The sequence below is a fragment of the Haloplanus sp. CK5-1 genome, from assembly GCF_037201915.1.
Classification (GTDB): Archaea; Halobacteriota; Halobacteria; order Halobacteriales; family Haloferacaceae; genus Haloplanus; species Haloplanus salilacus.
The window spans coordinates 639,447-652,049 of record NZ_CP147505.1 but is presented as its reverse complement, the minus strand read 5'-3'; the positions used below and the strand labels follow the sequence as shown (position 1 = coordinate 652,049).

Genomic DNA, 12,603 nt, shown 5'->3' with positions numbered 1-12,603 from the left:
ACCGCTACCGGTTGGCGATGGACAACGCCGTGCGGGCCCGGCGTGCTGCCCGTGACGCGCTCGCCGATATCGAGCCCGAACGGCTCGGCGAGTTGCTTCAGGACCGGATCGACGACGCCTCGATGACCCCCAGCGTGCTCACACTGATGAGCGCCGACGCGTTCGACGTCGCAGTCGACGTCGACAGCGTGGCCAGACGCGGTGCCGGCGTCCAACTCATCTACGAGGGGCTGCGACTCACCCGATCACTCGCCCACGACGAACCCTGGAGGGAGGGCGACGACGCCGCGGAGCGGGCCGACCTCGCCATCCTCGCCGCCGACGTGTTCGTCTCCCGCGGGTTCTACATCCTCGCACGGACGGAAACGGCCGAACGCGCCGTCGGGGTGGTGCGGTCGTTCGGCCGGGACCAGACGCTCCGTCGGGAGAGCGATGCCGATCGCTCGGCGATCGACCGGAACCTCGAAGCCGACGTGTTGGCCCTCGCCGTCGCCGCCGGCACGACCGCCGCGGGCGTCGACCCCGGCGACGACCTCCTCGCGTACGCGGCGAGACTGGCCCGCGAGGGCGATGACGACCTGCCGCCGGCCGGGTCGCTCACCGAGACCACCGCCGACCGCATCCTCACGCTCGCCGGAAACGACGCCGCCTCGCCCGCCGCCGACCCGTAATCGAAACGTCAAAAAACGACTCCGGCCAACCGATGTAGGCGTGCCTGGGTAGCTTAGCGGTAAAGCGCGTCCTCGGTGAGAACTTCGTCGATATTAGCGACGCGGGTCCCGTTCGGGGGAATAACCCGAGTAGCGTCAACTGGTTGTATTCTCAGATTATGTCGGGGAAATAGGGTTTCAGCGGGGCATACTGCCCGAATCCGGGCGGAACTGTCACCGTGACAGTTCTATTCCGACGATGTTGCCGGCTGGCGAATTCTCCTCGACTGTGATGGTACCGCCCGATCGAGCGGTGAGTAATTTCACGAGCCACAACCCGAGCCCGCTCCCGTGGTACAGCGGTGTTTGTTCCGCTTGATCTACCAGTATGTCTCGCTCCATCTCGGGGATGCGTGGCCCACTGTCGGCTACTGCGAGACGAACCGTCTCATCAGTCTGGGTGACGGTAACAGTGACTTCAGGCGACGGCGAATCGTTGTGGATGACCGCGTTCGTAACGAGTTCTTTGATCGCCTGCCCAAACTGTGGCATCGCCTCAACAGTTACGTCGCCAGGGCATTCAACGGCAATTGTCGCGTCCGAGTACTCAGAACCAACACTCGAAACGACGTCCTGGAGACGATCACATACGTTGATTTGGTTCTGTGTCGGGTCCTCCCGAAGCAGTTCCGTTATCTGACGTTCTTTTTCTGCCAGTTCGATCAGTTGATCGCTCGTGTCCACGATCTTCTCTGCGGATGCTGCAACCTCGCCCGACGTCTCGACGTTGATCGTCTCGGCTCGTCCTCGAATCACGTTCATATTGTTGCGCAGGTTGTGGCGTAACACTCGATCGAGAACGCCTAACTGTCGTTGGCGCTCCTTGCGCTCCGTGACATCCTGCTGGAATCCAATGTAGTTGACGACAGCACCCGCATCATCTCGTACGGGCGCAATTTCGAGGTGGTTCCAAAACTCCGTTCCGTCCTTGCGATAATTTTTGAGGTCGATGGATATCGGTTCCTCCGCATCGATCGCCTCCCGAATCTCGGCAACCTTGTCCGGGTCGGTGTTCTCGCCCTGGAGGAATCGACAGTTTTCCCCGATCCCCTCCTCACGTGGGTAGCCCGTCATATCCACGAACGCATCGTTGACGTAGATCATCGGGTTGTCCTCCCGTTCCGGATCGGTGATGGTGATGCCGACTGGCGCTTCGTCGATCGCGTGCGTCCGCCGTTCGAGTGTCTCCTCCTGCTCTTTGCGTTCCGTAATATCGTCCTGGACTGCCACGAACGCGTGAATCTCGTCACCGTCGGTGACGGGTGCGACCGTCTGCATCGCCGTGTACGTCTCCCCGTTTTTCCGACGGTTGACGATTTCCTCTGCCCACACCTCCCCAGAGAGGATGGTGTCCCAGAAGTCCTCGAAATACCCCTCCGGCATCGCACCGGAGTTCAACACGTGCGGTGTCTTACCGACGACCTCTGCCTGGGTGAAGCCGGTTATCTCCTCGAAGCCCGAGTTGACGTACTCGATTCTCCCGTCGGGGTCGGTGATAAGAATCGCGTGGCCAGCGGATTCGACCGCTTGCTTGATGCGCTGGAGGTCGAGTTCGCGTTCCTTGCGCTCGGTGATGTCCTGTATCGTCCCCCGAATGCGGACCATCTCCCCGTCTTCGTACTGCGGTTCTCCCCTCGTTCGCACCCATCTCCAGTTGTCCTCCGCATCGATGAGTCGGACTTCGAAATCGTACGGTTCACCCTCCTCGACAGCCGTCTCGAATGCCTCTTGGATGATCGATCGGTCCTCGGGGTGGAAATGTTGGAGGCTCAGTTCCGGTGACGGCGGCGTGTCGTCCGGGAGCGCGTGGATGCGGCGAGCCTCGTCGGTCCACCACCCCTCCTCAGCATCCAGGTCGTACTCCCAGGCGCCGACGTTCGCAATATCCTGGGCCTTCTCGAAGAGATCGACCTGGCGTTCGAGCTCACGCTCTCGCTCCCGCAAGGTGAGCGACTGACTCCGCAGTCGGAGCAACGCTTCCAGTCGCCAGTTGAGTTCGGCCTGCTGGATCGGCAGCGAGACGATCTCGTCGATCGTTTCCGTGACCACGTTGTCGGCAAGCTGACCGGCGTCCGAATCGATGATATCAGTCCCGGACTCCGGGAGCAACAGGAGATACGGAAGCAAGACGGGGGCCGCCCCAGTCTTCTTCGCACGGAGCGCATCGAGGTGCTCCTGGAACGCCCCTTTGTCGATAATACAGACATCGAAGTCCGCGTCCTCGATGTCTCCCGAGGCGTCCACGGATTCGTAGGAGGGGTGGTCGTCGATCCACTGTTCGAGCAACTGGCGATTGCCCGAATCGAGGGTGTCATAGAACAGTTCGCATACCAAAGAGCAGGGTGAACGCTGAGGTGGAATGAGTTCAGCGACCCTGCAAGATGATCCTTCGGTAGAATCGTTCTTCAATGCCGTGGAAACGGAGACGTTGGCGTTGTTCGAGCACCTCTCCTTCGAGTTTCTTGAAGGGTTCGACGTGTTCGCCCCGGCGGAGACGGGGCGAACACGAGATCTTGAGCCGCCCGAGATGATGCGTGGCTTTCTCCATTGCTATTACAAGAACATCTACGGTATCCGTCCGGTTGCACGAGAACTGAACAACACCGTTGTCTGGCTCAGCTGTAGCTTCGATCGACCGCCGTCGAGAGACGCGGTCGATCGATTCCTCACTGATCTTGAGCACGTTGTTGACCGGGTCTTCGACCATCTCGTCGAGCAGGCCGCCTTGCGGGGCCTGCTCGACTTGACGTATTCTATCGATTCAACCGACGTGAGAGCGATGCCCGCCGATCCAGACGCATCGAAGTGCTATGATCCAACCGATGACGAGTACTACTACGGCTACGGCTGCACGATCGTCTCAACCGGGCAAAAGATCCCGATTGCAGCCGAGTTCACCGAGAGCAAACAAGCACCAGAAGAGACGGCGATGCGCGTCACGCGTGACGCGCTCGCCGTCGGGAAACCGATGTGGATGCTTGGAGACAGTGCCTACGACACGCTCGACTGGCACGACCACCTGCTGGCCGCAGGGGTCGTGCCAGTCGCTCCGTACAATCCACGAAACACCGACGACCCGAAAGATATCGAGTACAGGGTAGAAGACCGCATTGAAAAACACAGCAACGACGTTCAGCTGAAGCAATCAACGCTAGACGAGACGTACAACCGCCGGAGTGGCGTCGAACGAACCAACGAATCAGTCAAGGGCTGCGGCCTCGGGCGAACGCACGCCCGAGGCCGCGTCCATGCACGAGCGCAGGTGTTCCTCGCGTTGTGTCTGCGCCTCGTCGTCGCAATCACCAACTACGAACGCGGAGACAATCCGGGAAGCACAATCATCACGGTGTGAGAAGAGTTCTATGACACCCTCCGAATCCGCAATGAGCGGGAGGACCCGGTTCCGGGAATCGGGCACCGCTTCAGGAGTCATTGTCATCGGTATTCATCCCAGTCGGTTGCTCTTTGCGGAGTTCGATCTCGATACTGGCCCCACCCAGATCAGCGTCGCTGATCTGTAGTGTGCCGCCGTACTGCGTGACGAGTGCATCGACGAGGTAGAGACCGAGTCCCGCTGCAGGATGATCAAGTCCCCGGTCGGTTCGGCCCAGGACGGCGTCCCGCTGGGCCGGTGGAATTCCCGGGCCGTTGTCGGCTATCGTGATAGCAACCGTTTCGGCGCCCTCTACGACGGATATCTCCACTCGTGGTGTGTCGCTGTCGTTGTGCTGGACGGCATTATTCAGGACGTTTCTGAACACCGACGCCAAGAGGTCGTTTGCGCGGACGTCTACCCGTGGAATGTCACCATCGACGACGAACTCGGCGTCCTCGAACGTAGCGCGGCGTTTCGTGAGTTCGTCGGTTACCGCGTCTTCGAGGGCGACCGCCTCCAGGTTCGGGGCATCAGCCGTCTGGAGTGCGTCGACGAATTCCCGCACGGCTTTCGTGAGATCAGCGACGTGCTGGCTACTGTCCAGGATTCGTTGGCGTATCTGATCGCCTGCGTCGTCAGTGTGTTTTGCGAGTTGTTCGGTCCAGCCGATGACGACGTTCATCTCGTTGCGGATATCGTGCCGACTGATGCGATTCAACAACAGCAGCTGGTTAGTCTTGCTTTCTAGTGCGATCGACTGGGCCCTGATGCGCCCGAGCGTATCAAGTCGATTTCGTAACTCCATGGTGTCGATCGGTGTCGTCAGAACTTCATCGACAAGCTCCGAGACCGCCGGCTCCGTCTCAGTCTGCTCCCGACTATCAAGTGTATCAGCGCCGGTGTCGGACCCCACGAGCAGCACCGGGAGTATGGCGTCTGCGTCTGCCTTCCGCTCTCGGATCTCGGCATCGTACGCACGGAGCGACTGGGCATCGAGAACGACGATGTCGATGTCGGCCTCCGGGAGTACCGCGGCGTCGTCCGAGACGACCTCGTACCGGTCCTGTTGCTGGAGCCAGTTGACGAGTACTCGTTGGTTGTCCACATGTGACAGTATCTGCACAACTCTCGCGGGTGATGTCGCTGTCCCGAGCCGGTCGGCGGCTCCAAGCGCCGGTGACTCAGTCTCCATCGTCATTCCAGGTCGGTGTGCCGGTGAGAATCCCTCGGAGTTCGGGAAGCGAGTCCCCGACTCGCAGGCCGTGCTCGGTGATCTCCAGTTCCCGGAGCTGGTTTTCGTACTGGCTGGTGCGCATCTTGAGGACGCCGATCACCTTCCGGAGTGAGCCCTTGTATTCGACATGGCGTAGGACGACGATGCTGTCAGCAAGGTAGCTCATGCCTTGGTCGGTCGCGCGGAACTCACCGGTGATATTGTGGACTTCGTTCGTCACCAGTCCGGTCACGCCCATGTTGCGGAGATAGCGACCGATCTTGACGAGGTCCCGCATCGGATCTTCGTCGACGCCGCGGAGCGACTGCTCGAACCCGCTGGTCCCGTCGATCATCACGATCTCGGCGTCGTTGTCTTCGACTTCCGATCGGATGTGGTGGGTGAACTCGTCGACGGTGAGTTCTTCTGGGCCGATCACCTCTACGTTGAGCGTCCCCCGGTCGATCATTTCGGTCACAGGGATGTTGACGGCTTCCGCACGCTCGAAGAGGGTGTTGTGGTCTTCTTCGAAGCTGTACAGGATCGAGCGCTGGCCTCGGCCTGCGGCCTCTTTCATGAACTGGAGGCCAGTCCTTGTCTTGCCGACCCCTGTCGGCCCGCTCAGAAACGTGATCGTTCCAGTGGTGAGGCCACCCGACAACAGTGAGTCCAGTGCCGGAACACCCGAGGAGAGTTTGGTCGACTTGTGCTCGCGCTCGTGGCGGTTGGGATCGAGTCGTGGCCACACCCGCATACCATCGTCGGTGATCTGGAGCGTGTGGTGACCGGATCTGACAGAGGAGCCACGGAACTTCGAGACGTGGATCGTTCGCCGATCCGGCTTCGCTTGCATGTTTATGACGGCATCGACGAGAAACTGCAGATCGTCGTCGGGCATCGATGCGGCAGCTTGTGACGTGAGCAGGACCGTCGCGCCCTCGCTTTTGAGAAAGTTGATCAGGCCTAGGATCTGAGATCGGAACTGGTGTTCGTCGGGGGTGAGATACCGGAACTCGGTGACTGGATCCACCACGACACGATCCGGGTTGATCTCCTTGACCTCTGCACGAATGCTCTCGACGAGCGAAGGCGTTTCGACTTCACCGGACTCGAACAGGGTGTACGTCTCCTCACCCTGAAACTGGTCGCCGGAGGCAGAGAGGTTGAGGAACTCGATGGCATCGATAGCGAAACCGAAGTGCCGGGCAGTATCCCGAATGTAGTCCTCCGGTTCGCCAAGGTTGATGTACAGCCCGGTCTCGTCCGTATCCAGACCAGCAGCGAGAAAGTGTAACGAGAAGATCGACTTGCCAGAGCCGGGTTCGCCTCGCACGAGCGTGGCGGATTCGGGGAGATAGCCGCCGTCAAGAATATCGTCCACGCCCGGAACACCGGTTGCGGCCCGCTCTTGGTCCTTACTCTCCGTTTTGCTCATGTATACACTGGGACTCTGGCAGCATATGTGTCTTCGCACTTGATCTAGAGTAACCGCCGGAGAGTTCGGTCATAGATGTCGAACAGAACTCCCATCGCAAAATTGCTCCGAGCGGGGTTCGGAACCGAGGTGACCGTGCTCAACGTCGCTGCAGACCGCGAGGCAGGCGAGCAGTTCCTCACAGAGTGGGCAACACACGACGGATCAGAACCGAGAGGTTCGATTCGGAGAATCGGCTCTGGTTGCTATAGTAGCGTTTGTAACTGTCCGCACATCTGATCGAACGCAGTCATGCGATCAGGTGTGTGATGACTTACAAAGGCTACTATAGTGCTTTGCAGACTCGTGTCGACTAGTAGGTTCTCGATGTGGAACGCCGTTTCCACTGTTGTCCCTCTCTCGGTGTGCGGTCACCACACCAGAGAACTGCTAGTAGTCCACTCTCAGCGCTCTTGCAGGTGTCCCAGTAGTTTGTAATACGGGTTCGTTATTCAGACTGAAGGCTGGAATCAGTTGCCAAGAAACCTGTTCAGCTCGCTAAATTCGTCGGCTGAGAGGATGACGTCGGTATCGAATGCATCAATCCGTTCGAAGTCGTCGTCAATCGTCAACACAGTACTCACTCCTTCGTCGATCGCTACCTGAGCGTAGTACCCATCCCAGCCACCAACGTTCGCCTCACCCGCCCAAGACAGTCCACCTTTGAATAAAGAAATCATATCACAACTACTGTTACAAGCCTCCTCAGAGGCGGCGGGCGAGATATGCACGGTACGTTTAGTCGGTTTTTGAGAAGTCCCGCCTACCAAGGATCCAACGAAGCGGTTCATAGAAACATTCACACCCGATTTACCGCAGTGCAATCAAGAGTGAAAACGTTGAGATAGATATAGTTACAGAAGACAGTACAAGATACAGAGGGTGAGTTCAGCAGCAGGAGTTGTTAAGGGCGTCACTCCGTGGCTGCCGCCTCTGTGAGTGGAAGTTCAACGAAGAACACGCTCCCTTCTGGATCGTTATCTTCGACCCATACATCGCCACCGTACTGCTCGACGAGCGTCTCGACCAGATAGAGCCCGAGCCCGGTTCCCGGGCTGTCAAGGCCTTTTTCCCCCTTCCCAAAGATCGTCTCCTTTTGAGTATCGGGAATACCGGGACCGTTGTCTGCGACCCTGACAGTGGTAGTCCCTTCATCAATCCTCGTCGAAATCCGCACCTCGGGTTTCTGCTTGTCGTTGTGGACCACCGCGTTGTGAATGAGGTTCCGAAACACCGCTTCAAGCAACTCGTTTCCCCGAACTTGGGTTCCCGAAATCTGATCCTCGATAGTAATCACGGCCGTATCAAACTTCTCACGGACGTTCTCAATCACTGAGTTGAGACACTGATCCAGCCTGACAGGTTCTACGTCTTCTTCAGTACTTAGCATGACCTCGGAGAGATCACGAGCCGTCTTTGTCAACCCGGTTGCGCTTTCGGCCGAGTCCTGGATCGACTCTAAATGCTTTTTTCCAGCCTCTTCGACGTGTTCTTCGAGCAGGTCCGCTCGACCACTAACGACAGCCATATCGTTGCGAATATCGTGACGTACGACCTGATTGAGCACTTCGAGATTATCCCTTTGCTCTTCAAGTTTTCGCTCGTATTCCTTTTGCTGAGTGGTGTCTTGGCTGACAGCGACGAACTTCTGTGGTTGTCCGTCTTCGTCGGTGATCGGTGAGATCGTCTGATTGAAAATGATTTCTTCGCCGTCGGCTCTTTCTTCAAGCATTTCGTCGGCCCATTGCTCGCCTGAGAGGATCGTCTCCCAGAGGTCTTCGTAATACTCCTCGTCGTATTCACCCGACTTGAGGATACTCGGATCTTGGCCCACGGCTTCGGATTCGCTGAACCCAGTGATCTCCTCGAATGCCGGATTGACGTACTCGATAGTCCCGTCAGTATCAGTAATATACACCACGTGAGCGGTTTGTTCGACGGCTTTCCGGAACTGTTGGAGTTCCTGCTCGCGTTGTTTCCGTTCGTCGATATCGATGTGAATCCCCACAGCACGAACGGGGTTGCCGTCTGCATCCCGTTCGACAATCTTACCGACATCGCGAATCCACTTCCAGTCGCCGTCGGCGGTCCGCATTCGGTGTTCGGTGTCGTAGTAGTGGGTCTCACCTGCGATGTGTGCATCGAGGGCCGCCTCGACATCGTCAACATCGTCGGGATGGACGCGTTTCTCCCAGGCGTCGAGGTGTGGCTCGATCTCATCGAGCGAGTAGCCAAGCATCTGCGCCCATTGCTCGTTGAACTCCACCTCGTCGGTGGTCAGATCCCAGTCCCAGATGCCCAGTTCAGCGCCCTCGATTGCAAGTTCGAGCCGTTCCTTGAGGTGCTTAATTTCCTCTTCTCGCTCTTTGCGCTCGGTGGTGTCACGAACGACACAGATGAGACCACCGTTGTCAGTCTCAGTCAGCGATAGGTCCTGGTGGAAGGTTTCACCATTCTTTCGTCTTCCCGTGGCTTCGCCACGCCATTTTCCCCGATCTTCGAGGGCTCTGAGGACCTCGCTCTCGAGCCGCTCAACCTCATTGTCCTCGTAAAATATTTTCCATGTGTTCCCGACCAGTGCTTCGGGATCATCGTATCCGTAGATGTCCGCGTGGGCCTGATTTAAATAGATCAATTCGTTGTTTTCGTTGAGGATCGAAATCCCGTCCATCGATGCGTCCATCGCTTCCGCCCGTTCAAGCACCGACTGGGCGCGCTTGCGATCGGTAATGTCGACGTACAGTGTGTGAGTCCCGATAATGTCGCCCTCTTCATTCCGGCGTGGCGTCGCCTGGAGGAGTGTGACTAATCGCTCATCGTCGGCTGTGACAAACTCGCGCTCTTGAGGTGTGAACTCGCCTTCGAGAGATCGCTGATACCCGCCTTTATTTAACAGTCGCTCGGCAGACGTTTCGGTGTATACGTTTGCAAGTGGTTGTTCCTGAAGCTCCTCTCGTGAGTAGCCCAGTTTGTCGGCAAACAGCGAATTACAGTCCTCGATAATCGGTTCGCCATTCGCCTCGCGCGTGAAGGCCATCATTACCGGTGCGTCCTCGAACAACTCCCGATACTGAGAATCATACTGGTCTCGGATCTGAATGCGGTAGTACGCATGCGCGATGGTCTCGCTGAGATCTTCGAGTAACGACTGTTCGTCACCATCGAACGCTTTTGGATGGGCAGCGTAAACGTTCAACACGCCATAGAGGGTTTCGTCGTACTCGATCGGGATCGCAGCACTCGATTGATAGCTCCGTTCGAGCGCCGCCTCGCGCCACGGGTCGTAGGTTGAATCCGCCGAAATATCTTGAACCACCTGCGTTGAGCGAGTTTTAATAGCCTGCCCCGTTGGTCCCTGCCCAGTTGCACTGTCATCGACAGTCATCTCAGTCGTATCAAGATAGCCCGCTTCCTGTCCAGCCGACGCTCTGGTACTCACATGGGCAGTGTCAGCATCGAGGCTACCAATCCAGGCAAATGTGTAGGGGTCAGCGTCGACGAGCCGCTCACAGACGCTAGTCTCGAATTCCTCACGTGTCCGGGCCCGGACGAGATCAGACTGAATATCTCTGATGAGGGCAGCAATGCGTTCGGACTCGCTTGCTCGTTGCTGTTCGGTTGCAGCGATGATTCGCTGTGCGAGAAATGCGAAATGTTCGGTCGAACTACCTTTCGGGACGTAATCAGTACTACCCGTCGACATTGCCTCGGATACGACCGTCTCAAAGTCCTCGTTGGTGTAGAAAATAAACGGTAGGCCGGGATACTCCTCGCGGACAGTCTCAAGAAAGCTAAGCCCATCGCAGCCAGGTGTGTCGTATTCGGAGACGATACAGTCAATGTCGTGATTGCTTAAACGCGCTAGTCCCTCGTTGGGAGTGGTTGCGGTACGAACGGTGATTCGGTCGTCGCTATGGCTCGGAAACTCAGCGGCCATGCTATCGAACGCCGGGTCATCATCGACATGAAGAACGTGTATTCTATCGTCCGTTGTGGTCACAGCTTGCCCCCAAATCGATTTTCTTGAACCGATAACTTAAGTAAATAGGGATACTTCCGTTGCCGAATACGCGCTTCTTGCACGCGAGTCTTGACAAGAGTTGGATAGGCAATGCGTGCGAATTTTTCTATGACACGCTCTTACTACCAGTAATTGCTCGCTGTGTGGTCACAACACTTGAGCGCTGCTATAGTAGCGTTTGTAACTGTCCGCACACCTGATCGAACGCAGTCATGCGATCAGGTGTGTGATGACTTACAAAGGCTACTATAGTAGTTCCGCTCCGTTGATGCAGCAGATGGCGTGTATTCATCGCGGATTTCGACGCCAGTAAACTCGAATCGTGCACCACCGGACTCGCTGTCAGTCAGCGTGACGTCCCATCCATGTGCTTCAGCGAGGCGCTGAACGATAGTCAACCCAAACCCAGTTCCATCAGGATCGGATGAATGCCTTGGAGCAAACACCGCAGCCTGTTCGTCTTCAGGAATGCTTGGTCCGTTACCGTGAGATGGAACAGAGTCAGTGAGGGAATCGATGGAAACTATCTCACCTGGTTTGGCTTCGATGAGATCGTCGAATCGGCGGAATACCTGTTCGTAATACTCAGTGGATTGGTCTGACTTCGATCTGTACTCGAAGCCGCCGCCTGCTCCGGGTTTAATTGGTCCAAGATTAGCCATTTCCTTGGCAAGGCTGAGAACGTTGATGTGTTCGAGTGCAGGAGAAGCGAACTCGTCGTCCGCGAGATCATATTTAAGAGAGCGGGCCGGGGCGTACCCATTCGAGATTCCGTATCGACTCATCAACATGTGTTCTGTCTACGGGGATACCGTGCTTGACCCGTTCTTGGGAACAGGGACGCCTTCGTTCGCCGCGATGGTCGCGGGGCGAAATTCCGTCGGCTATGAACTGGACGAGGAGTTCGTACGGTTGTTCAAGCGACGAGCCGACGACGTTCCAGAATACTCGCGTGAGACTTTCAAGAAACGGTTAGACGACCACGAAGAGTTCGTCGAGGAGCGTCTGTCCGAGGGGAAGGACTTCAAATACCAGGCTGATAACTACGACTTCCCCGTCACGACGAAGCAAGAAAAACCGATCCAGTGCTACGCTGTCTCGGATGTCCCAGAAATTGAGGAAGAGTATGCGGTGTCGCACACCCCCTGTAGAGGATACTGCGGTCGGGATCGAGGAAAACAAACGAGGTGGCGAAGTCGATTCACTTTCTGGTTGCTAACCGCGTTCGTTGCGCCTGAAACCGCTTGACGAACGACTGAACGAAAGGGTAGCCTCATTGAGGGTGGGAGCTTCGGAAGGTTTCCGGTCGTTGCTTTGGCACGGCACGGCACGCCCGGTGGCTTTCATCACATTCTTATACGACTGTGTAATAGAATCGGGTGCAGAAGGCGAGAAATCGGGGTGTACGCACCCTGAGTGCCTGGGTAGCTTAGCGGTAAAGCGCGTCCTTGGTAAGGACGAGACCCCGGATTCAAATTCCGGCCTAGGCTTAGTGGAGTTACACGGCTTGTCTCTTCATTTCACGGCGTTCTTATTGGAGAAACAAACACCGCTCAAGAACGCGCCCTTCTACTACACGGGTATCCCAACGCCGTCTTGCGATTCGTATAGTTGTCCGGTTACTGTTACATCTGCCACCTCGCCGTACAGCGGTTCTAGTTTGGAGGCCGGTTTATGAACCCGACCGGCCCGCTGGATACCGCCCGCATCCGGGGGGTAGGTATCTGCTCGTGACCCGACGCTCCGAAGTGGTCTTCGGATGGATGTATGGACGATCACTGTAACGCAAAGCACGAACTCCGCGATGGC

Annotated in this window: 8 protein-coding genes, 1 tRNA gene and 1 pseudogene; 4 read left to right on the top strand and 6 right to left on the bottom strand. The window is 57.1% G+C overall.

Translation table 11 applies throughout. From position 1 onward, the window contains the following. The first annotated feature begins 17 nt into the window (after positions 1-17). Complete coding sequence (locus NBT81_RS03400; RefSeq protein ID WP_338741063.1) at positions 18-671, top strand: DUF7114 family protein; 654 nt, start codon at positions 18-20, stop codon at positions 669-671. A 213-nt stretch (positions 672-884) separates the two neighbouring features. Here the strand turns inward: NBT81_RS03400 and NBT81_RS03395 are convergent, their stop codons facing one another. After that, positions 885-3,044 carry a PAS domain-containing protein gene (locus NBT81_RS03395; protein ID WP_338741061.1) on the bottom strand — a complete coding sequence of 720 codons (2,160 nt, stop codon included), beginning with the start codon at positions 3,042-3,044 and terminating at the stop codon, positions 885-887. 25 nt (positions 3,045-3,069) lie between these two features. Here NBT81_RS03395 and NBT81_RS03390 point away from each other — a divergent pair, with 25 nt between their 5' ends. Beyond that, a complete protein-coding gene (locus NBT81_RS03390) occupies positions 3,070-4,062 on the top strand; it encodes a transposase (RefSeq protein ID WP_338738304.1) in 993 nt (330 codons plus the stop codon). 70 nt (positions 4,063-4,132) lie between these two features. On the opposite strand, the gene NBT81_RS03385 is transcribed toward NBT81_RS03390, so the two are convergent. From NBT81_RS03385 to NBT81_RS03365, 5 genes and pseudogenes are all read right to left on the bottom strand, one after another. Continuing rightward, positions 4,133-5,278, bottom strand: a complete 1,146-nt coding sequence (locus NBT81_RS03385) for a HAMP domain-containing sensor histidine kinase (RefSeq protein ID WP_338741059.1) — start codon at positions 5,276-5,278, stop codon at positions 4,133-4,135. After that, complete coding sequence (locus tag NBT81_RS03380) at positions 5,268-6,734, bottom strand: ATPase domain-containing protein (RefSeq protein WP_338741058.1); 1,467 nt, start codon at positions 6,732-6,734, stop codon at positions 5,268-5,270. The genes NBT81_RS03385 and NBT81_RS03380 overlap by 11 nt, the downstream gene beginning before the upstream one ends. Positions 6,735-7,243: 509 nt before the next feature. Beyond that, positions 7,244-7,438: pseudogene (locus NBT81_RS17285) on the bottom strand (hypothetical protein); the annotation flags it as partial. A gap of 248 nt (positions 7,439-7,686) precedes the next feature. Beyond that, entirely contained in the window at positions 7,687-10,773 is a 3,087-nt protein-coding gene (locus NBT81_RS03370) for a PAS domain S-box protein (RefSeq protein ID WP_338741055.1), read from the bottom strand. Between the two features lie 239 nt (positions 10,774-11,012). Continuing rightward, positions 11,013-11,579: a HAMP domain-containing sensor histidine kinase gene (locus NBT81_RS03365; RefSeq protein WP_338741053.1), complete on the bottom strand. Its 567-nt coding sequence runs from the start codon at positions 11,577-11,579 to the stop codon at positions 11,013-11,015. 4 nt (positions 11,580-11,583) lie between these two features. Between NBT81_RS03365 and NBT81_RS03360 the strand changes: the two genes are divergently transcribed. Both NBT81_RS03360 and NBT81_RS03355 read left to right on the top strand, forming a co-directional pair. Next, on the top strand, positions 11,584-12,042 hold the full coding sequence (locus tag NBT81_RS03360; RefSeq protein WP_338741052.1) for a DNA methyltransferase: 459 nt from the start codon (positions 11,584-11,586) through the stop codon (positions 12,040-12,042). Between the two features lie 170 nt (positions 12,043-12,212). Further along, positions 12,213-12,284: transfer RNA gene (locus NBT81_RS03355), tRNA-Thr, on the top strand. Positions 12,285-12,603 lie beyond the last annotated feature (319 nt).